Below are 20,357 nucleotides of genomic sequence, written 5' to 3'. Positions count from 1 at the left end.
GGAATTCTCCGCGATCGCGTGGGGGAAACTCCCCAATCTCCCATGAGGGCTGTTCACGCTTGTGACAGTCGTTTTTGCGCCGCCCCCGCAAACAGTTGGTGGGCGCTCTTGAGAATGGCAGGAATGGCTTGGCGATGGGGACTCTTGGCTAAACAGGCGCTGAGGTCTAACTGATCAACGTGAGCTGCATTAGCTCCCGGAAACCAGTGGCCGCCGTTCCCGAGTAGGTTATAGCGCATACGGGCATAGTCCACCAAGTCGTAGGCTTGGGCTAAGTTCCACAGCCAAAGAATCGTAGGAATATTCACCTCGCCGGGCGTGTGGTGATAGGGCGGCAGCCCGTGGTGCCATGTATGGTACCAATCAGCGCCAAGGCGTTCAATGGCAGCCTGCTCTAGCCGCGCTACAATCGGCGGCAGCAGCGTCTCGGCTTGGTTCAGTAGGCTTAAGACCTCGAGATGGGCCTCAAAGTCACTGGGGCGAGCTGCCCCCACACTGAGGGTATGCACCTGAGGATGAGAAAGACAAAAGAGATCGTTAAAGACCATTGGGCTCAACGGAGCGCATAGCTGGGAAAGGCGAGGGGGTGGGTTGTACAGCATTCCCCCTTTGTCCGCAGGGCTAATGATAAAGACCCCCATATCCCGGGCGTGAGCGTCTAGAATGGCAGGCCAATTCTGTTGGTTGATGTAGTACCAGTGCAAGTTCACGTAGTCAAACACATCACTGGCGATCGCTTGGCGAATCACCTCAAGACTGCCGTGGGTAGAAAACCCCACAAAGCGGATACGGCCTTGGGCTTGGAACTGGCGCACCACCTCCAAGCATCCCCCCGGTCGCAGTACCTGTTCAAGGTGTTCCGGTAAGTTAATGCCGTGGATGCCCAGCAAATCAATGTAGTCCAGCCCCAGATTCTGCAATGAGGTTTCTAAATTCTCACGAAAGTCTCTGGCATTGGCTCGCGGCCCAACCTTGGTTTGCACAATCAGTTTTTCTCGGGGCAAGCGCGGCAAAATTTTGCCCAACTGCACTTCCGAGGTACCATAGCCACGAGCCGTTTCGATATGGTTAATGCCGAGGTCTAAAGCTCGCTGGATAGTCGCTTCTAAATTCCGCTGATTCTCTGCCGGAATGGTGCTAGGGGGCACGTCCTGCCATGAAAATTGGTAGCGCATCCCCCCACAGGAGAACACTGGCATGGCTAAATTAGTGCGACCAAAACGACGATAGAGCATTGGACTCCCCCTTCAGAAATTCAGGCGGCAACAAGTTCAGCAAAGACGAGTGTGGCCTCCTGTGCGAGCGCCGAGTGGCATCGGTCGCGGTGGTACAAACGGAGAGCCGTGGCCATTGAATGTCCGCTGGTTCAAAGGGAACTGTCTCGCTTTTTCTTGGTGACCTGTCGCCATAGGGTTGGCACAAAGAAAATGAGAAACGCAACCTGAGCGGTAAAGGTCCAGCCGTAGTACCGCACTACAGGATGGAGATCAAGCTGCCCCATCACCCCCAGACTGGCCATTGTCCAAAACAGAATAAGCGCCGGCACCAGCAGGCGACGATTGCGAGAGGTAGCCATCCGGGGTTACTGCGGTAAGGTGTCAGTTTGCAGGTTTTGCATCCGGGCTTTGGCTTTGGCGGCACTTTTTTTCAGCGCCTGTAGGCGTAGCTCATAGCGTTTGCGTTGGCGACGGTTGGGGCTTTGCTCAATGAGTAGTTTGAGGGCACTGCCCAAACTTTTGTAGGCATTGGGCAGCTCGTAGCCGAACCGCGTGGCGAGGGCGATCGCCCGTTCATCTGCTGCGATCGCCTCCTTAAGAACTTTTTCACCGTTATTGCGTTGATACAGTCGCCAGCCAGAAAAGCCACATAGTCCCAGTGCCAGCAACAGGAGTAAACCATCCTGTACCCAGAGTTCACCCACGGCGCCACCCAAGCCAATGGCTAAGGCCGCCATTTCCCAACCGTCGCGAGGAATAGTGTCATTTTGAATCCGCGCCACCTCATGCCAAAAGAGTAAATTACGTTGATCCTTTGCCAGTTGATCCCACCGCGCTAGGTCGATCTGAATTTCCACCTCATCCTTGCCAATTTCTTCGCAGGTAATCAGAGGCGGGTTCACGCCACTGGCCGGCTCAATCATTACCCAGCTTTGCAGTTCAGGCGGTAGCAGTGCCTTGAGGCGGCGCAATTCTGCTAAGTCAGAGCGAGCCACTGAGGAAGCAGCAGAGGTCATAGCACAGTCCTAAGATATAACGTTATTTTACAGCTTGAGAGTATCTATGAAGCTCACACCACCCGCTGACGCGAGGTAGTGGTGTCGGTGCTAACCTGAGAATTGAGAGTCCACAGGTCACACAAATAAGCCCAGCTTCTAGGCGAACGTCCAGGTCTTTTGCTGGAACGTTCCTCACTGTCCTTTCGGCAAGTGAGCTTAAGAATCCCTCTGGCAGCGATATTCTGACTTCCATTCAGGTCAGCGTTATAACGTTTGCCAGAGGTAAATTTTGCCAGAGCATAGTTTGTAGAGTCGCGCCGCACAACTCCAGAGCCGTCATAAGCCAACTTAGAGGTATAGGCAGCGATGACATCAACTGTCTGACCCCCCACCTCTTGCCACTTCATCTCCGTATAGTCCCGAATCATGGCTTTGAGCCACCCATGAAAGCGCTGGCGCAGGTTGGAGCGTTTCCGCCCACCTGTTGCTTTCCACCCCCTCAGATTCTCAAACACGATGGCTTGATCGTTGAACTGCTTAGCAATATTCACAATTCGCTTGGAAACGATATGGGCGATTTGCTGGTTGATATGACGGCATTTGCGATAGGTATTAGAGCAGAATCCCTTGTGCAGGTTCCCACCCTTACCCATCGTCTTACTTGCTCTGACTGACACCGTTGCCGTGGTGTTGATACCCAAATCGACAGCAACCACATTAGTATTGGCTTGCCGCTTTTCTGGATGACACTCAAAAGGAACGGAAAGATGGCAGGCTTGCTGATTGAAGACCAGCGATGGAGATAACAATTTATTGCTATCAACCGTATGTCGTTCTCGCAGTCCTGAGACCTGAACCGTTGTCCAAACCCAATCTGAACCTGTGAAAACCTTAATCTCTATCTGCTCATAGCCGTGCAGTTTGTAGCACTGCCCTTTGTATAGAGATGGATAACACCCAGCATTCGCATTGAGAGTCGGTGGTTTTGCATCCCGTCGATTGCGGATGCCTGATTGCCATTTCTGGTATCGAGTCACAAAACTGCTAACCTGCCCTACCGCAAAGGCAATTGCAGCCCTGCGATAGTAACTGGGGAACTTGTGAAACGCCTGATCAATGCCAGGATATTTCACGTCAGGGTTCTGACTCGTTTGATGCACCAATCTTTCTACGGCAGGAATAACTTTCTGACTGCTCAGGGTTCCCAATTCCGACCAATGGGTAAAGATAACCCCTACCAAATGCCTGCACAAACGACGATAAGCCTTCACCGTTTCGGCAAACAGCAATCGCTGTTCAGCCGTTGAGTTTAGGCTCCATTTGTCAGTGCGAATAATAGGTTGACGGATTATCATAAAGCAATTGTACCAGCATAGTGTGAGACTCAACCCCTACGGACACTGTTTCGGAGCCATCAATATTCATATAGTGTTTGTAACTAAATACAGACACCCTGTGATTACAGAAGAGATTGAAGCGAGGCTGAAAAGCATGATGGCAAAGCTCTGTGAAACGCAGGGTTGCCTCCTTATGGAGTGCAAAGCTGATTTGGGAACAAAAGACCATATTTACTTGCTGGTAGAAATGCCGCCCAAACTAGCATCGTCAGACCTTGTGAATATCCTCAAAACCATCACTAGCCGAGAAATCAGGAAGGAATTTCGTGCTTTCCTAAACCCCTACTACTGGAAGCCTTTCTTCTGGAAAAGGGGGTATGGATTTGTTTCCGCTGGTGGGGCATCTCTGGAAATCCTGAAAGAGGATATTGAGAACTAGGGCTACAAGGACTAGATCTATTGGCAATTCCGCTTTGCTCCATTGCCGCAACCTAACCCCACCCTGCTAAAGCGAGGATGGGGAGTGCGGTCTAACTTTGTTCAACCACTCAAAAAACCGAGTTATCTAATCTCTGGCATCTTATTGCCATTTGGAATTGGTATGTTCTAAGAATATGGCGCTAACCTCCGATCTGATACATGGCATGGTGAACTTCAGCAGCCCGAATCGCCGGTTTCATGCCAAGAACTTGTTGATAGGCCTCTTGTCGTGCCTGAGCATCCAGCCCCCGCAGAGCGACCCCCGCTTCTTTGAATAAACATGCCCGCAGAACCCCATCCGCCGAGAGTCGCCAGCGTGAACAGTGATGACAAAAAGGCTGCGACTCTGAGGCAATGAACCCAATCTGGGCACCACAGGCGGTGACAAAGTTAAAGGACGTGGCATCTTGGGGACGGGGCACAGGTTGCAGATCGTAGTGACCTTGGAGTTGGCGAATCATCGCTGCCGCACTGATAAATTGACTATGGGGTAGATGACAGGCATAACCAATGCGCATTAGCTCCAAAAACCGTACCTCAATCCCTAGGGATTTTGCGTATTCCACCATCGAAACTAGCTCGTGATCGTTGACCCCCTGCATCACCACCATGTTGAGCTTGACCTGAAACCCTTCGTTCACCGCACGGGCGATCGCCCCTTTCACCACCTCCAACTGTTGTCCATGGGTAATGGTTGCAAAGGTGTGCGAATCAAGGCTATCTAAACTGATGTTCAGCCGCCGTACTCCATACTCTGCCAACACACCTAAATAACTAGATAAACGCAGGCCATTGGTGGTCAAGCTCAAGTCTGGCACCCCCACCGCTGCTAACGCCGCGAGAATTTCAGGAAATTCTGAACGCAGCAGTGGCTCTCCCCCCGTCAGCCGCACCGCCTCCACCCCTAGGGCAACCAGTTCTGCCACAATGGTCGCGTATTCCGCCACCGTCAGGTAATGCTGTGGCGGCATAAAGGTTGCGTCTGTTGGCATACAGTACGTACAGCGCAAATTGCAGCGATCGGTAATCGAGAGACGGAGCTTGCGAATGCGCCGCTGGTGAGTATCTACAAGGTGTTGGCTTGGGGGACTGGCAACCATAACCATCCTACGTGACATCCTCCCGACACTACCCCTACGGGTACAGGGCGGGACGTATTGCTTCCCGAACCCCTCATTAGTTAAACCCAAGGGCAGGTTCCATTCACCTACTCTTGAGAGCAACGGGACTGACGGGGCTCGAACCCGCAACTTCCGCCGTGACAGGGCGGTGCTCTAACCGATTGAACTACAGTCCCAATTTTTGAGCGATCTTTAACCTAGCAAAACCCTACAGCGCTGTCAATACACCATTGCGGTGAACCCCTAGCACGACCGCAATGAGATAGAGGGAACCACACACAACCGCATGGGGAGGGGATGCCGCTAACGCCTCTAGTATGCTGCCAAAACACCGACACTCTGCCACCTCAGGACAGCATTGGCGTGCCAGCGCAGCTAAGGTATCGAGGTCGGCGCTCTGGTGCGCAGGCACAGGCACCAGCCAGAGGCGATCGCCCCGTCGCAGAAGTTGCTGGAGAATCCCAGCGTGATCTTTGTTGGCCAGCATCCCCACCACCCAAGTCACTGTCGGCCACCCCAGTTGATCCACGTACTGCCGCAGGTAGGCGGCTGCTGGCGCGTTGTGGGCACCGTCAATCAAAAGGTCTTGCCCCTGCCAAGATAACCATTGCAGTCGCCCTGGCCAGCGGGTTTGCGCCATCCCAATTTCAATAGCCTCAGGCGCAATGGACCAACCCTGCTGTTGGAGTTCTTGCACCGTGGCGATCGCCAACGCTGAATTCACCAGTTGCATCTCCCCAGCAAGGGGCAATGGATAGTCAATCCCCCGCCAAGTTGCCCACCCGGGGCGCGCCGACCACTGAGCCGGTTCAGGCCACACCGCAGGGCACTGTAGTTGCTCTAGGCGAGTTTGGATGACCGCTTGCGCTTCTGGTGGCACCGGCCCAATGATTGCGGGTCGGTGGGATTTGAGAATCCCCGCCTTTTCACTGGCGATCGCCCCGAGGGTATTGCCGAGGCGCTGCCAATGATCCCAGCCAATGGAGGTAATCACACTCACCAAGGGAGGTGGGCAGACGTTGGTGGCATCGAGCCGCCCCCCCAGCCCCACTTCGATAACTGCAATGTCCACCCGCTGCTCAGCAAAATACAGCCATGCTGCAGCAGTGACCAATTCAAACTGACTGGGCTGGTAGGTCAGTTGGGGGAGCACCCCCTCAATCCGGTGAATCAGCGCTAAGAAATCGTCCACGGCAATTGCCGCACCATCAACGCAAATGCGCTCACACCAACTCAACAGGTGGGGCGAGGTGTAGCGACCAGTGCGATAGCCCGCTGCCCGCAGGACACTGTCAAGGTAGGCGCAGACTGAGCCTTTACCATTGGTGCCTGCCACATGGATCAAAGGAACCCGCTCCTGCGGTGCTCCGAGGGCACTTAAGAGTTCTTGGATAGGCTCTAGCCCCAAACGCACCCCAAAACGACTGTAGGGTGCGAGGGCTGATGTAATGGCATCTGTTGACGTTAAAGGCACAGAATGAGAGCATCCCCCAAACGAATGTTAGCGGGGTTCGCGGCGACCGTTCCGCCATGTTGCCACCAAGCGGGAGCCGTCGGGCAGTGTAAACACCCCTTGCCCATCGAACAGGCCATTGCGAAAATTCCCCGTATAGCTGGTGCCATCCCCAAAGGATAGCGTCCCCATTCCATGGTACTGACCCGCTTCAAATTTGCCTTCGTAGCGGGTACCGTCGGCAAAGGTTAAAACACCATCGCCATGGAACTGGCCATTTTGGAAGTTGCCTTCGTACCGTTGACCATTGGCCAGCTCTAAAATCCCTTTGCCATTGAAGACCCCATCCACAAACCCGCCTTCGTAGCGACCCCCATCCGCATAGGTCAGCAGTCCTTGGCCATGGTAACGACCATTGCGAAACTCCCCCTCGTAGCGGTTGCCGTTAGCCATCGAGAGAATCCCTTGACCGTTAAAACGACCATTCAGGAGTTCTCCTTGGTAAGTGCTGCCATCGGGGAGGGTCATTGTCACATCCCCCGTAACCCGCTGACCTTCATAAACAGCAATTTGCGCCATCGCTGGGGGCAACGGCAGAGTCAACACCCCTAACCCCATCAGGGCAAGAAAAAGGCTGTTGGGGGCGATCGCCCGAGGGCGGACGAGGGCAAGGCTAGGGCAACGCAAATTAGTCAGCACTGGATACTCCGAACACTTGCGGGCAATTGCAACTTTCTTAACTGGCACATGCAGCAACCTATGCAGAATTTGGGCAGTGATTCCGGTATTTTGTAATTGCTGATACATTTGGCCGCGCTCCCCTTCAGGGATGATCAAGCAAGGAATTGCGTATATTGCTAGTTTGCGGCTCAACCCTTGGTATCCCTTAAGAGTTGAGGCTGGCGGGGGTATCTGTAAATTGTCTTCGCGTGACTGGAAAACTAAACCTATGAAGCTGCGCTCTGTGTCCCGTCGTTGGTTGCGTTTCAACCATCCCTTGAGTTGTTTGCTGTACCTACCCCTGCGCCGCACCCTGCTGGTGTTTGCTGGGATGATTGGGGTGCTCTCGGCAACGGCTGCCCTTGGCCAAGATACTGCCGCCTCGAGCGATATTCCCGAAGCCGTGGCGGTGGTGCTCAATACGCTCTGGGTTCTTTTTGCAGGGGTGTTGGTATTCTTCATGAACGCGGGCTTCGGTATGCTGGAGACCGGCTTTTGTCGAGCTAAGAACGCAGTCAACCTCCTCTCAAAAAATCTCATCGTCTTTGCCCTCTCCAGCATTTCCTTTTGGTCCATTGGGTTTGCCCTCATGTTTGGGGATGGCAACGCCTTCATGGGTTTGAGTGGTTTCTTTTTGCTAGGCTCCGATAACAGCCCCGCTACCGAAAACTACAGCGGAGTTTACGACGCTCTGAGTTGGGCAGCAGTCCCCTTGTACGCCAAGTTCTTTTTCCAACTTGTGTTTGCCGGTACAGCCGCCACCATCGTGTCAGGGGCAGTTGCTGAGCGCATTAAGTTCTATGCTTTTTTTGTCTTTAGCTTGTTGTTGGTGGGGATCTCCTACCCAATTACCGGTCACTGGATTTGGGGTGGGGGTTGGTTGCAGAAGATGGGAATGTGGGACTTTGCGGGTTCAACGGTGGTTCACTCCGTCGGTGGTTGGGCGGCCTTGATGGGGGCAGCACTGCTTGGGCCGCGCTTAGGCCGCTATATGGAAGACGGCTCAGTGGCGGCGATCCCTGGCCATAATTTTGCCATTGCTACCCTTGGTTGCTTAATTTTGTGGTTAGGGTGGTTTGGCTTTAACCCGGGTTCGACCATGACCGCAGATCCACTAGCGATCGCCCACATTACGGTCGCAACCAATATGGCCGCCGCCTTTGGTGGGGTTACGGCAACGGTAGTCTCCACCTTGTACTTTGGTAAGCCGGATCTCTCAATGATCATTAACGGCATTCTGGCAGGCTTAGTCGCCATTACTGCCCCCTGTGCCTTTGTTACCCTTGAGAGTGCCATTCTCATCGGGATCGTAGCTGGTATCATCATTGTGTTTTCAGTGGTCATTGTGGATCGTCTCAAAATCGATGATCCGGTCGGTGCCATTTCCGTCCATTTGGTCAATGGTATTTGGGGGACCTTGGCGGTGGGTCTATTTGCCGATGGCCCGGGGAGCCTCTACAAAGACGGTCCCCTTAAGGGGTTACTGTGGAGCGGGGATGTGACTCAACTGTGGCATCAGTTAGTAGGGGTGCTGGCAGTGGGGGGCTTTACAGTACTCTTTAGTACGGCAGTCTGGCTCTTACTAAAGGTAACGATGGGGATTCGCGTCTCCCCAGAGGAAGAAATCGAAGGGTTGGATATTGGCGAGCACGGGATGGAAGCCTACGCTGGGTTCCTATTCCGCGAAGAGGTCAAGGGCTTTGTGGATCTGCTGAAACGGATGTCTGGCAGTGGCCGCTAGGCTCCGCACTGTTGGGTTGTCGCTGCTGCTGGGGCTAGGCGCCGTGCTGCTGCTGAGTCCCTTAATCGTTGTGGTGTGTACCTCCGGCTGGCCTGCGGGTGCACTTCCTAGCCAACTGCTGCCGCCTCAGGGGTGGACATGGCAGAGCTACCAAAGCGCTTGGGAGCAGGGACATTTTATCCGTGCCTTTGCTAACTCTACCCTAGTGGCATTGGCGGTAACGGCCTGCCAGCTATTTACGTCGGCGTTGGCGGGCTACGCCTTAGCGCGCTTACAGTTTCGCGGCCAGCAGTTGATTCTGGTGCTGATGCTGGCAACGCTGGTTATTCCCTTTCAACTGCTGGTGATCCCAATCTTTTTGATCTTGAAGGCAGGCCATCTGATTAATACCTACGGCGCGTTAATTCTACCAACGGCTGCCAATGGCTTCGGGGTCTTTCTGATGCGGCAATTCTTCTTGACCTTGCCCATGGCACTTGAGGAAGCAGCGTTCTTGGATGGCGCTAGCCGCTGGCAGGTGCTGTGGTATATTTTGCTGCCCCTGAGCCGGCCTGCCCTTGTTACGCTATTTATCTTTACTTTCATTGGCGAGTGGAATGACCTGTTTAAGCCCTTGGTGTTTACGACAAAACCGGAACTGGTGACGGTGCAGCTTGCCTTGGCGAACTTTCAGGAACAGTTTACAAATGACTGGCCGCTGATGATGGCCGCTGCCGTGATTGCTACGGTGCCCGTGATTGTGTTGTTTGCCCTTGGCCAGCGACAGTTGATTCGCGGTATTGCCACGACTGGCCTGAAGTCCTAGGGTGCCGTTCGGAAAACCGTACTGCAACCCGAGTTGCGATCGCCAATCCCCTCTCGCTACATTAGCACTCGGAGGTAGAGAGTGCTAACACCAACGTCTCGACTCCTTGACTGCTGCGCGATCGGACAGAGCCGTGCAGCATGACGTTTACCCTTATTCTTACGATTGGGAGATCAGTACGCTATGGCAGCCGTATCTCTAAGTGTTTCAACTGTAAAGCCTTTGGGCGATCGCATTTTTGTCAAAGTCAGCGAAAGTGAAGAACGCACGGCTGGGGGCATCTTGCTGCCCGACAACGCCCGCGAAAAACCCCAAGTGGGTGAAGTCACCGCCGTTGGCCCTGGCAAACTAAACGACGACGGCAAACGCCAGCCAATGGATGTGAAAGTGGGCGACAAAGTGCTGTACTCCAAGTATGCCGGTACCGAAGTCAAGCTAGCCGGTGAAGACTACGTTCTGCTTTCGGAAAAAGACATTCTGGCAGTGGTTGCCTAATCACTTGCCTTGCAACATCTCATTACTGTTGAACAACTGAGGTAGGAAACACCTATGGCAAAACGTATCATCTACAACGAAAATGCTCGTCGCGCCCTTGAAAAAGGCATGGACATCTTGGCTGAGTCCGTGGCTGTCACCCTTGGCCCCAAAGGTCGTAACGTCGTCTTGGAAAAGAAATTTGGTGCCCCGCAAATCATTAACGACGGCGTCACCATTGCCAAAGAAATTGAACTAGAAGACCACATTGAAAATACGGGTGTGGCTCTGATTCGCCAAGCTGCCTCTAAAACCAACGATGCCGCTGGCGATGGTACCACCACCGCTACCGTGCTAGCTCACGCCATGGTCAAAGAAGGGCTACGCAACGTTGCAGCCGGAGCGAACCCCATCTCCCTAAAACGCGGCATTGACAAAGCCACTCAATTCTTAGTGGATAAAATTGCTGCCCACGCTCGCTCCGTCGAAGACTCAAAAGCCATTGCCCAAGTGGCAGCCATCTCTGCCGGTAACGATGAAGAAGTGGGTCGGATGATTGCCGATGCCATGGACAAAGTAGGTAAGGAAGGGGTAATTTCCCTTGAAGAAGGCAAATCCATGACCACCGAATTGGAGGTCACCGAAGGGATGCGCTTTGACAAAGGCTACATCTCTCCCTACTTTGCCACTGATACCGAGCGGATGGAAGCCGTTCTCGATGAGCCGTTTGTTCTCATCACCGATAAAAAAATCACTCTGGTTCAAGACCTCGTGCCCATCCTAGAGCAAGTGGCACGTGCGGGTAAACCCTTAGTGATTATTGCTGAGGACATCGAGAAAGAAGCGCTGGCCACCCTAGTGGTGAACCGCCTGCGTGGGGTACTCAATGTGGCTGCCGTTAAAGCTCCTGGCTTTGGCGATCGCCGTAAAGCCATGCTGGAAGACATTGCGGTGCTCACTGCCGGTCAGGTGATTACCGAAGATGCGGGTCTGAAACTCGACAACACCAAACTGGATATGTTGGGTAAAGCTCGCCGCATCACCATTACTAAGGACACCACCACGATTGTGGCCGAAGGTAACGAAAAAGCCGTGAAAGCCCGTTGTGAGCAAATCCGTCGGCAAATTGAGGAAACCGATTCCAGCTACGACAAAGAGAAGCTGCAAGAGCGGTTAGCCAAGCTGGCGGGTGGCGTAGCCGTGATTAAAGTGGGTGCCGCCACCGAAACTGAAATGAAAGATCGCAAGCTGCGTCTCGAAGATGCCATCAACGCGACCAAAGCAGCCGTTGAAGAAGGCATTGTCCCCGGCGGTGGCACAACCCTTGCCCACCTAGCACCCGAACTGAGCAACTGGGCTGCGGAACACTTAACCGGTGAGGAGCTCATTGGAGCTAACATCGTTGAGCGCGCCCTCAGTGCTCCGCTGCGCCGCATCGCTGAAAATGCTGGTCAAAATGGAGCCATCATTTTTGAGCGGGTCAAAGAAAAAGACTTTAATGTAGGTTACGATGCAGCCAAAGACGAGTACGTCGATATGTTTGCAGCTGGCATTGTTGACCCTGCTAAAGTCACCCGTTCGGCGCTGCAAAACGCAGCCTCTATTGCTGGCATGGTGCTGACCACCGAGTGCATTATCGTCGATAAACCCGAGCCAAAAGATAATGCTCCCGCAGGGGCAGGCGCTGGCATGGGGGGTGACTTCGACTACTAGTTTCTTAACGAACTAGTATCACCCACGATTCATTACCAGTGGCAACGTAACCTGTTCCAGAGTTAGACAACTCACAACGGGATCAGGAATTAGGTAAAGCGGGGAGTGACTCTCCGCTTTTTTATTGGGCTAAAAGGGAGCAGTGTCGGGTAGGCGGACTCACCGTGCGTGTCGATTCCCTTTGTGCATACTCCACTCAAAATTCTGCTACCGCTGAAGCCTAGGCCACTAGCTCCGTCGGATTTCATTGCTGAGACGAGTTCGATCCAGTTTCTTCGTGGGGTAAAAAAGGTAGGCTCTCCCACCATGTTTGATAATTTTTGGTCATTTCGTGCCACCAATCTGGGGGTTGGTTCAGGGCGTGTTGAAGGCGATCGCGTTCCTGTTCAAGGCGATGCAGGTTTTGCTCTAGTTGTTGATAGGTAGCTTCTAAGGTTGTCAACTGTTGGCTAAGGGCTTGGTATTGCTGTTGCCAGTGGTCGCGATCGCGCAATAGGTTATGGTTGTCGGCGCTTATTTGTTCCAGTTGTTGCCGCAGTTGAGCGCACTCAGCTTGGCATTGACTAAGTTCCCTTTGATAGCGATCGCGCTCTTTCTCAATGGGGGAGGGGTGTTGCGCCCACCGCAGGAGGGTGAATAGCAGTATTGCGGTTATCCCTATGCCGTAAAGGGTCAGGGCGAAGGAACCTTGATCAGAGAGCGTCGCCAGTAGCATAGGTGTGCCTTTAGCTGAGAGACATGGGAACCGCAGGCGCGATCGCGTCGGCCAGATACTGCCGCAGTACCATAACCAACCAATCGATGTCCTCGGCAGTGGTCTGGTGCCCCAACGTAATGCGGATCCCCGCTTTGGCTGTGTCCGGATCGTACCCCATGGCCAATAGGGTGCTGCTGGGCTGGGTCTGACCGCTGTGACACGCCGAGCCAGCACTAACGGCTATCCCCGCCAGATTCAGTTGGCGGACAAAGGTTTTGCCATTGAGGGGCTGACCGTGGCGATCGCGCAGGATCACACTTACATGATGGGGCAAACGCTGCCAAGGATGACCAGTGAGTTCTACTTGGGGATGCATCTGCAATTGTTGCCAGAGGCGATCGCGCAGTTGAATCAGCCGTGGGTGCTCTGTCTCTAATTCCGCAGCAGCACGTTCCGCCGCAACCCCAAATCCCACCAGTGTCGGCACCGCCGGTGTGCCAGAGCGCAGTCCCAGTTCTTGGCCGCCACCGCGCAACAGAGGCTCTAGCGCTAGCCCCGAGCGCACATAGAGGGCACCGGCTCCTTGGGGGCCATAGATCTTATGGCTAGACAACGATAGTAAATCGACCCCTAAGCGCCGCACATCGAGGGGACATCGCCCAGCCACTTGCACCGCATCGGTGTGAAAGCGTACCCCCGCCTCCTGACAAATAGCCGCCAACTCAGCAATGGGTTGCAGCGTCCCCACTTCACTTTGGCCATAGATCACTGAAACAAGTACGGTATTATCCCGTAGAGCTTGGCGCAGTTGAGCCGGTTCCACCTGCCCCCAGCGATTGACCCCAAGATAGGTCACCTGCCACCCTTGGGCAGCGAGGGCAGCGGCTGGCTTAGCGATAGCCGAATGCTCAACGGCAGAAATAATTAGATGTTGTGGCGTGGAGTACTGCTGGGTGATCCCCGCCAAGGCCAAATTATCGGCTTCCGTGCCCCCCGAGGTAAAAATAATTTCGTCAGCATGGGCGTTGATTAAGGCTGCCACTTGCATCCGTGCCTGCTCTAGGGCGATCGCCGCCCGTTGACCCCACGCGTGAATACTAGCGGGGTTTCCCCACTGCTGCTCATAGGCCGCCAGCATTGCCGCTAAGACCTCGGCACGACAGGGCGTGGTGGCACCATAGTCAAAATAAAGTTGCATCGGTGGGCACGAATCACGGCAGATCGGGGCTGCTCGTTTGGAGTTCCCACAATGACATCCTCGGTATGCTGAGGCAGTGGCTGGCAAGTCCCCTACGCTAATTCTACCGGATCAGTTTCGGAGTCACGGGGGCTGCCAAAGCGTTCGATTTGCGAGAGCACCCGAATCTGACCGGTAGTGACACTCCCCGCCGTGGAACGGCGAGGCTTCTCTAAGTTAGGCTAGAGCAAAACCAATCTGCCCTAACTTGACCTTAGAAGGGGCTGCCACAGCCCCTCTACACACTCCACTCAACTCGATATTGAGCTTTGTGCTTACCTTTCTCATGATGTTGCAGGCTCCATTACAGTCTGCATTGATAAGCCATCCTTGCGCAGTTCGGTACAGACCTCTAAGAATTCGTTTTCCTGATGCCTTCCACCCTTCAGGTTTTTCACCGAACGTAGGCAAGAAGTCATTATCAAAAAACGAGGCTTGAGACGTATACGATTCTTCGGTTTCGACTAATCGAATCCCGACAATTAAACAAAGCTGCTCAATTCGTCCAAACACTTTGTAGTGCGGAATTTGCACGAATTCCTGATTCGTTTTTGCACCCAAATTGATTTCATCTTTCTGCCCGTTGTTTCGACCGTAGATGATAGTATCGATGTCGTTTTCCAAGCAGAAGTTGACGACCCACCGTGCTGCTTTGTTGATGTAGTCTCGCACGTAGCAATTTCGCTTATGGGTATTAAGTTGGATTCGCTTCGAGGTCGCGCCCTTCATGGATGGCTTGCCATGAGTCAGAATCGATTTGAATTTGGCAACCTGCTTATTGAACCATTGGTTTCGAGATGTCAACCCTCTACCATCCAACACAAAGGCAAGTCCAGTATTTGTCACGCCGGCCAAGAGGTTATTCAGGCCTGGGTCAAGCGCTAAAACGTTCTCAGGACACAATTTGCAGCATTGAGCAGTCTTGTCCATCGTGAAGTGAACATACTCAACAACCCACTGCCCATTCGTCGGAATGAATCGCAGTTCTCGAATCTGCACATCCTTTAATCGTTCTGGTAACGGGATGTAGAACGCATCTCTTCCAAATGCAGCTTTCCCACCGTTGCCCAAAGGAACTCGAATCAAGCCTTTCTCTACTTTCAGGGATTGCCCCGTGAATACGACTTGATACAACCCGCCTTTGGTGCGGTATCGCGGCAATTTTGGTTCATGTTCGAACTGCCCCAGTTTGAACAGTTTTGAGAGTGATTTGAAGCTTTTGAACGCCTCATTCACAGATTTCAACACTTGCTGTGCAGCCTGAGAATGTAACAGCTTCCCGTTTTCACTCTCCTTCAGTTTTGCGTAGAGGTTGACATACTTCAGAACCTTGAACGGTTTCCGTCCTTGCTCAAAGAAGTATTGCCGAGACTCATACACGCCTTGGTTGTAGAGATTGTTGGCAAGACGCGCTAACTCAGTAAGCAACTGAGCAAGCTGCTTGTCAGGTTGGAAACTATCTTTTTGGACGGCTAAAAACATCATTAGGTTAAGATGGTATGCAGTTATTATAGAGGCCGATTTACGTGAATAGCAACCGTATGAGAGAAGATGGCATACAGCTAAAATCGACTCGTCATTGCACGTATCAGTCAGGACATCACTTTGTCTGGAGAAGAATGTCAAGACTGATTCTGCCTACTGCCGTAGGCGCGGGAACCGTTCTGTATCCCCGTCGGGAACGAGCGAGGGTTTATCCGGTTCCCGAACCCTCCGGTTTCTATAAAAAATCCCCCACCAGAGCAGCAGGGGATTTTCTAGACGTTAACCTAACCTAGCTAGATCAACCGTACTTCGAGGCGGTTGAAGCAATCAGGAAGGCGGCGTAGGTCAAGACATACCCGACGCTAAAGTGAGCTAAGCCAACCAAACGAGCTTGCACGATAGAAAGCGCCACTGGCTTATCTTTCCAACGCACTAAGTTCGCTAATGGTGTCCGCTCGTGCGCCCACACCAAGGTTTCAATCAACTCTTGCCAGTAACCGCGCCAGCTAATCAGGAACATGAAGCCAGTGGCCCACACGAGGTGACCAAACAGGAACATCCATGCCCACACGGAGAGGTTATTGGTGCCAAAGGGATTGTAACCGTTGATGAGTTGAGACGAGTTCAACCAGAGGTAATCCCGCAGCCAACCCATAAGGTAGGTCGAGTTTTCATTGAACTGTGCCACGTTGCCTTCCCAGACACCAAGGTGTTTCCAGTGCCAGTAGAAGGTGACCCAGCCAATGGTGTTCAGCATCCAGAACATCGCCAGATAGAAGGCATCCCACGCAGAAATATCGCAGGTACCGCCCCGGCCAGGGCCATCGCAGGGGAAGGCATAGCCGAAGTCTTTTTTATCGGGCATCAGTTTGGAACCACGGGCATCCAGCGCACCTTTCACCAAAATCAGGGTGGTGGTGTGCAGCCCCAAGGCAATGGCGTGGTGAACCAAGAAGTCACCGGGGCCAATGGTTAAGAAGAGCGAGTTGTTGCCACTGTTGATGGCATCTAACCAGCCGGGCAGCCAGACGTTACCGTAGTTGGGCCAAGCAGTTGCAGCAATACTATCGGGATTCGACAGCAGCGTGTCAAAACCGTAGAGCAATTTACCGTGCGCCGCTTGGATAAACTGCGCAAAGACTGGCTCAATAAGAATTTGCTTTTCAGGGGTGCCAAAGGCCACCACGACATCATTGTGAACGTACAGACCTAAGGTGTGGAAGCCCAAGAAGAGGGAGACCCAGCTAAGGTGGGAAATAATCGCCTCTTTGTGCTGCAACACCCGATCCAACACGTTGCCTTTATTTTGTACCGGATCATAATCCCGTACGAGGAAGATGGCACCATGGGCAAAGGCACCCACCATCAAGAAGCCAGCAATGTACTGGTGATGGGTATAAAGAGCCGCCATGGTGGTGTGATCTTGGGCAATAAAGGCATAGGGCGGCAAAGAATACATGTGCTGTGCCACCAAGGAGGTGATAACCCCTAAACAAGCCAAGTGCCACCCCAGTTGGAAGTGCAATGAGTTGTTGTAGGTTTCGTAGATGCCTTGGTGGGGCATGTTAAACGGCCCCTCTACCTTCGTTCCAAAGAAGTCTTTGGCATCCATCATTTCTTTGATGCTGTGGCCAATACCGAACTGGGTTCGATACATGTGACCGGCAACAATGAAGAGGACGGCGATCGCCAAATGGTGATGCGCCATATCGGTGAGCCACAAAGACTCGGTTTGGGGATGGAAGCCACCCAAGAAGGTCAGAATTGCGCTACCTGCTCCTTGCGAGGTGCCAAAGACATGGCTCGCGGTATCGGGATTTTGGGCATATACCCCCCAGTTACCGGTAAAGAAGGGTGCCAACCCCGCTGGGTGAGGCATGGTGCTCAGGAAGTTATCCCAGCCGACATGCTGCCCCCGGGATTCGGGAATAGCAACGTGAATCAGGTGGCCAGCCCACGCCAAGGAGCTTACCCCAAACAGCCCCGCCAAGTGGTGGTTCAAGCGCGATTCAGCATTTTTGAACCAAGAGAGGCTAGGACGGAACTTGGGTTGCAGGTGCAGCCAACCAGCAAACAGTGCCAAGGAGGCCAACACCAGTAGGAAGATAGCGCCTTGGTAGAGGTCGCCGTTGGTGCGCATACCGATGGTGTACCACCAGTGATACACACCGGAGTAGGCAATATCCACAGGGCTGGACGCACCCGCTTGGGTAAACGCATCAACCGCTGCTTTGCCAAATTGGGGATCCCAGATCGCATGGGCGATGGGACGGGTGTTCAGGGGATCTTGAATCCACTGCTCAAAGTTGCCTTGCCACGCAACGTGGAATAGGCTACCAGACACCCACAGGAAGATAATGGCCAGATGCCCAAAGTGGGAGGCAAAGATCTTTTGGTAAAGATTTTCCTCGGTCATACCATCATGGCTTTCAAAGTCATGTGCCGTAGCGATGGCATACCAAATCCGGCGTGTGGTCGGATCCTGTGCGAGGTCTTGGCTAAACTTAGGAAATTTAGTTGCCATAGTCGGTAGTATCCTCCTCGCCCCTATCCTACAGAAATAATTCGAGCTAGGAAGAATGCCCATGTGGTGGCAATCCCCCCTAGGAGGTAATGCGCCACACCGACCGCCCGACCTTGAATAATACTCAGGGCACGGGGTTGAATTGCTGGCGCAACTTTTAGCTTGTTGTGTGCCCAAACAATGGACTCAATCAGCTCTTGCCAGTAGCCACGGCCACTGAACAGGAACATCAGACTGAAGGCCCAAACAAAGTGAGCACCCAAGAAGAGCAAGCCGTAAGCGGATAGGGCTGAACCATAGGAGCCAATCACCTGGGAGGCTTGTGCCCACAGAAAGTCCCGTAGCCAGCCGTTAATGGTGATGGCACTTTGGGCAAAGTTACCGCCCGTAATATGAGACACGGTGCCATCGGGGGCAACCGTCCCCCACACATCCGATTGCATCTTCCAACTAAAGTGGAAAATAACCACGGAAATGCAGTTGTACATCCAGAACAAGCCAAGAAAGACGTGATCCCAACCGGAGACTTGGCACGTGCCACCCCGACCGGGGCCGTCGCAGGGGAACCGGAAGCCCAAATTGGCTTTATCGGGAATTAAGCGAGAGCTACGGGCAAACAGCACACCCTTGAGCAGAATCAATACCGTCACGTGAATGGTGAAGGCATGGATGTGGTGCACCAAGAAGTCAGCGGTGCCAAGGGCGATCGGCATCATGGCGACTTTGCCACCCACTGCCACAACATCACCCCCAAACGCCACGCTAGCAGTGGCTGCGGCGTTGGGAGCAGTACCGCCCGGTGCAAGGGTATGCAGGTGCTGCACCCACTGGGCAAAGACCGGCTGCAATTGAATGCCAGTGTCAGAGAACATATCTTGGGGACGACCAAAGGCTCGCATGGTGTCGTTGTGGACGTACAGTCCGAAGCTGTGGAAGCCCAAGAAAATACAGACCCAGTTCAGGTGAGAAATAATGGCATCCCGATGCCGCAGAACGCGATCTAACACGTTGTTTTGGTTGACGGCTGGGTCGTAGTCCCGCACAAAGAAAATTGCCCCATGAGCGGCACCGCCAACAATCAGGAAGCCGCCAATCCACATATGGTGGGTGAATAGCGATAGCTGGGTTGGATAGTCGGTGGCAAGGTAGGGATAGGGCGGCATCGCGTACATGTGCTGCGCCACGATGATGCTGAGCGACCCCATCATGGCCAAGTTGATCGCCAGTTGGGCATGCCAAGACGTAGTCAGCACTTCGTAGAGACCTTTGTGCCCAGTCCCAGTGAAGGGGCCTTTGTGAGCTTCAAGAATTTCTTTGAGGCTATGGCCAATTCCCCAGTTGGTGCGGTACATGTGACCGGCAATGATAAAGAGGACGGCGATCGCCACGTGGTGGTGTGCCGTATCCGACAGCCAAAGGCCACCGGTAACGGGGTTTAAACCACCTTTGAAGGTCAAGAAATCTGAGTAAGCGGCCCAGTTAAACGTGAAGAACGGAATCACACCGCTGAACACCCCCCAATTGATGTTGGGGTAAAGCTCTGCCATCAAGCTGGGGTTGAGAATGAACTCATGGGGCAGCGGAATATCCTTCGCCGCCACACCCGCATCCAAGAGCTGATTGATGGGGAGCGAAACGTGAATTTGGTGACCCGCCCATCCCAAGGAACCGAGGCCGAGTAAACCGGCCAAGTGATGGTTGAGCATGGACTCCACGTTTTGGAACCATTCCAGCTTGGGAGCGCGCTTGTGATAGTGGAACCAGCCTGCAAAGAGCATTAAGCCAGCCATGACCAAGCCACCGATCGCGGTGCAGTAAAGCTGGAACTCATTGGTGATCCCAGAGGCTCGCCAGAGTTGGAATAGCCCCGAGGTGATTTGGATGCCGTGGAAACCACCGCCGACATCACCGTTGAGGATGCCTTGACCGACAATGGGCCAGACAACTTGAGCACTGGGCTTGATGCCGGTAGGATCGGCCAGCCAAGCCTCATAGTTAGAGAATTTTGCACCGTGGAAGTACATCCCACTCAGCCAGATGAACACCACTGCCAGATGGCCGAAGTGTGCACTGAAGATTTTGCGGGAAATATCTTCGAGGTCGCTAGTGTGTGTATCGAAATCGTGGGCAAGAGCGTGAAGGTTCCAAATCCATGTGGTGGTTTGGGGACCTCTGGCCAAAGTGCGATCAAAATGCCCAGGTTTTGCCCATTTCTCAAAGGACGTAGGTACTGGGTCATTGTCAACCACGACTCTGACTTTTGGCTCTCGCTCCGGTGGACTGATGGTCATCGAGTCTCTCCTCTCTCTTAGGCAAGGAAGGAACGAGGGCATTCGCTTCATTTAATAGACTGGC

General features: G+C 53.4%; 17 protein-coding genes and 1 tRNA gene. 5 read left to right on the top strand and 13 right to left on the bottom strand.

Translation table 11 applies throughout. From position 1 onward, the window contains the following. Window positions 1–53: 53 nt before the first annotated feature. The 4 genes from L5220_RS01150 to L5220_RS01135 all read right to left on the bottom strand — a co-directional run bounded on the left by L5220_RS01150 (window position 54) and on the right by L5220_RS01135 (window position 3,570). Window positions 54–1,235, bottom strand: a complete 1,182-nt coding sequence (locus tag L5220_RS01150) for an aldo/keto reductase (RefSeq protein ID WP_448514034.1) — start codon at window positions 1,233–1,235, stop codon at window positions 54–56. Window positions 1,236–1,366: 131 nt separating this feature from the next. Next, complete coding sequence (locus tag L5220_RS01145) at window positions 1,367–1,576, bottom strand: hypothetical protein (RefSeq protein WP_448514035.1); 210 nt, start codon at window positions 1,574–1,576, stop codon at window positions 1,367–1,369. 6 nt (window positions 1,577–1,582) lie between these two features. After that, window positions 1,583–2,233: a DUF3318 domain-containing protein gene (locus L5220_RS01140; RefSeq protein WP_099798994.1), complete on the bottom strand. Its 651-nt coding sequence runs from the start codon at window positions 2,231–2,233 to the stop codon at window positions 1,583–1,585. A 53-nt stretch (window positions 2,234–2,286) separates the two neighbouring features. Further along, complete coding sequence (locus L5220_RS01135; protein WP_499571082.1) at window positions 2,287–3,570, bottom strand: IS200/IS605 family accessory protein TnpB-related protein; 1,284 nt, start codon at window positions 3,568–3,570, stop codon at window positions 2,287–2,289. 22 nt (window positions 3,571–3,592) lie between these two features. On the opposite strand from L5220_RS01135, the gene tnpA reads away from it, so the two are divergent. Further along, on the top strand, window positions 3,593–3,991 hold the full coding sequence (tnpA, locus tag L5220_RS01130; RefSeq protein ID WP_499571080.1) for an IS200/IS605 family transposase: 399 nt from the start codon (window positions 3,593–3,595) through the stop codon (window positions 3,989–3,991). 181 nt (window positions 3,992–4,172) lie between these two features. Here tnpA and moaA read toward each other — a convergent pair whose 3' ends face one another. From moaA to L5220_RS01110, 4 genes are all read right to left on the bottom strand, one after another. Continuing rightward, window positions 4,173–5,132, bottom strand: a complete 960-nt coding sequence (moaA, locus tag L5220_RS01125; protein ID WP_227517314.1) for a GTP 3',8-cyclase MoaA — start codon at window positions 5,130–5,132, stop codon at window positions 4,173–4,175. Between the two features lie 123 nt (window positions 5,133–5,255). Continuing rightward, window positions 5,256–5,329 (bottom strand) — tRNA-Asp (locus L5220_RS01120). A gap of 32 nt (window positions 5,330–5,361) precedes the next feature. Next, entirely contained in the window at window positions 5,362–6,627 is a 1,266-nt protein-coding gene (locus tag L5220_RS01115; protein WP_499571078.1) for a bifunctional folylpolyglutamate synthase/dihydrofolate synthase, read from the bottom strand. Window positions 6,628–6,654: 27 nt separating this feature from the next. Continuing rightward, window positions 6,655–7,443 (bottom strand): MORN repeat-containing protein, encoded by a 789-nt coding sequence (locus L5220_RS01110; protein ID WP_499571076.1) that lies wholly within the window; start codon window positions 7,441–7,443, stop codon window positions 6,655–6,657. Window positions 7,444–7,555: 112 nt separating this feature from the next. On the opposite strand from L5220_RS01110, the gene L5220_RS01105 reads away from it, so the two are divergent. The 4 genes from L5220_RS01105 to groL all read left to right on the top strand — a co-directional run bounded on the left by L5220_RS01105 (window position 7,556) and on the right by groL (window position 12,059). Then, the gene (locus tag L5220_RS01105; protein ID WP_499571074.1) at window positions 7,556–9,067 is read left to right on the top strand and encodes an ammonium transporter; all 1,512 of its coding nucleotides are present in this window, start codon (window positions 7,556–7,558) and stop codon (window positions 9,065–9,067) included. Next, window positions 9,057–9,872 carry a carbohydrate ABC transporter permease gene (locus L5220_RS01100; protein WP_499571072.1) on the top strand — a complete coding sequence of 272 codons (816 nt, stop codon included), beginning with the start codon at window positions 9,057–9,059 and terminating at the stop codon, window positions 9,870–9,872. The genes L5220_RS01105 and L5220_RS01100 overlap by 11 nt, the downstream gene beginning before the upstream one ends. A gap of 183 nt (window positions 9,873–10,055) precedes the next feature. After that, window positions 10,056–10,367 carry a co-chaperone GroES gene (gene groES, locus L5220_RS01095; RefSeq protein WP_099798999.1) on the top strand — a complete coding sequence of 104 codons (312 nt, stop codon included), beginning with the start codon at window positions 10,056–10,058 and terminating at the stop codon, window positions 10,365–10,367. Window positions 10,368–10,421: 54 nt separating this feature from the next. Further along, entirely contained in the window at window positions 10,422–12,059 is a 1,638-nt protein-coding gene (groL, locus tag L5220_RS01090) for a chaperonin GroEL (protein ID WP_099799000.1), read from the top strand. Window positions 12,060–12,303: 244 nt separating this feature from the next. Here groL and L5220_RS01085 read toward each other — a convergent pair whose 3' ends face one another. From L5220_RS01085 to psaA, 5 genes are all read right to left on the bottom strand, one after another. Further along, the gene (locus L5220_RS01085; RefSeq protein WP_499571070.1) at window positions 12,304–12,774 is read right to left on the bottom strand and encodes a hypothetical protein; all 471 of its coding nucleotides are present in this window, start codon (window positions 12,772–12,774) and stop codon (window positions 12,304–12,306) included. Between the two features lie 10 nt (window positions 12,775–12,784). Further along, window positions 12,785–13,954, bottom strand: coding sequence for a cysteine desulfurase family protein (locus L5220_RS01080; protein ID WP_099799003.1), 1,170 nt, complete (start codon window positions 13,952–13,954; stop codon window positions 12,785–12,787). A 216-nt stretch (window positions 13,955–14,170) separates the two neighbouring features. Further along, window positions 14,171–15,478, bottom strand: coding sequence for an RNA-guided endonuclease InsQ/TnpB family protein (locus L5220_RS01075; protein WP_499571068.1), 1,308 nt, complete (start codon window positions 15,476–15,478; stop codon window positions 14,171–14,173). Between the two features lie 298 nt (window positions 15,479–15,776). Next, entirely contained in the window at window positions 15,777–18,002 is a 2,226-nt protein-coding gene (gene psaB / locus L5220_RS01070; protein WP_099798907.1) for a photosystem I core protein PsaB, read from the bottom strand. A gap of 23 nt (window positions 18,003–18,025) precedes the next feature. Beyond that, window positions 18,026–20,293 (bottom strand): photosystem I core protein PsaA, encoded by a 2,268-nt coding sequence (psaA, locus tag L5220_RS01065; protein WP_198405929.1) that lies wholly within the window; start codon window positions 20,291–20,293, stop codon window positions 18,026–18,028. Window positions 20,294–20,357: the final 64 nt, after the last annotated feature.

It is taken from the genome of Synechococcus sp. PCC 6716 (assembly GCF_022570815.1).
Classification (GTDB): domain Bacteria; phylum Cyanobacteriota; class Cyanobacteriia; order Thermosynechococcales; family Thermosynechococcaceae; genus Thermosynechococcus; species Thermosynechococcus lividus.
Note: the sequence above shows the minus strand (reverse complement) of the source record. Positions and strands in the feature narration are given on the sequence as shown.

What these genes read in the sequence shown, in the direction of transcription:
- L5220_RS01150 (WP_448514034.1), bottom strand. Translation starts at nt 1,235, where the DNA reads ATGCTCTATCGTCGTTTTGGTCGCACTAATTTAGCCATGCCAGTGTTC.
- L5220_RS01145 (WP_448514035.1), bottom strand. Translation starts at nt 1,576, where the DNA reads ATGGCTACCTCTCGCAATCGTCGCCTGCTGGTGCCGGCGCTTATTCTG.
- L5220_RS01140 (WP_099798994.1), bottom strand. Translation starts at nt 2,233, where the DNA reads ATGACCTCTGCTGCTTCCTCAGTGGCTCGCTCTGACTTAGCAGAATTG.
- L5220_RS01135 (WP_499571082.1), bottom strand. Translation starts at nt 3,570, where the DNA reads ATGATAATCCGTCAACCTATTATTCGCACTGACAAATGGAGCCTAAAC.
- moaA (WP_227517314.1), bottom strand. Translation starts at nt 5,132, where the DNA reads ATGGTTGCCAGTCCCCCAAGCCAACACCTTGTAGATACTCACCAGCGG.
- L5220_RS01105 (WP_499571074.1), top strand. Translation starts at nt 7,556, where the DNA reads ATGAAGCTGCGCTCTGTGTCCCGTCGTTGGTTGCGTTTCAACCATCCC.
- groES (WP_099798999.1), top strand. Translation starts at nt 10,056, where the DNA reads ATGGCAGCCGTATCTCTAAGTGTTTCAACTGTAAAGCCTTTGGGCGAT.
- groL (WP_099799000.1), top strand. Translation starts at nt 10,422, where the DNA reads ATGGCAAAACGTATCATCTACAACGAAAATGCTCGTCGCGCCCTTGAA.
- L5220_RS01085 (WP_499571070.1), bottom strand. Translation starts at nt 12,774, where the DNA reads ATGCTACTGGCGACGCTCTCTGATCAAGGTTCCTTCGCCCTGACCCTT.
- L5220_RS01080 (WP_099799003.1), bottom strand. Translation starts at nt 13,954, where the DNA reads ATGCAACTTTATTTTGACTATGGTGCCACCACGCCCTGTCGTGCCGAG.
- L5220_RS01075 (WP_499571068.1), bottom strand. Translation starts at nt 15,478, where the DNA reads ATGATGTTTTTAGCCGTCCAAAAAGATAGTTTCCAACCTGACAAGCAG.
- psaB (WP_099798907.1), bottom strand. Translation starts at nt 18,002, where the DNA reads ATGGCAACTAAATTTCCTAAGTTTAGCCAAGACCTCGCACAGGATCCG.
- psaA (WP_198405929.1), bottom strand. Translation starts at nt 20,293, where the DNA reads ATGACCATCAGTCCACCGGAGCGAGAGCCAAAAGTCAGAGTCGTGGTT.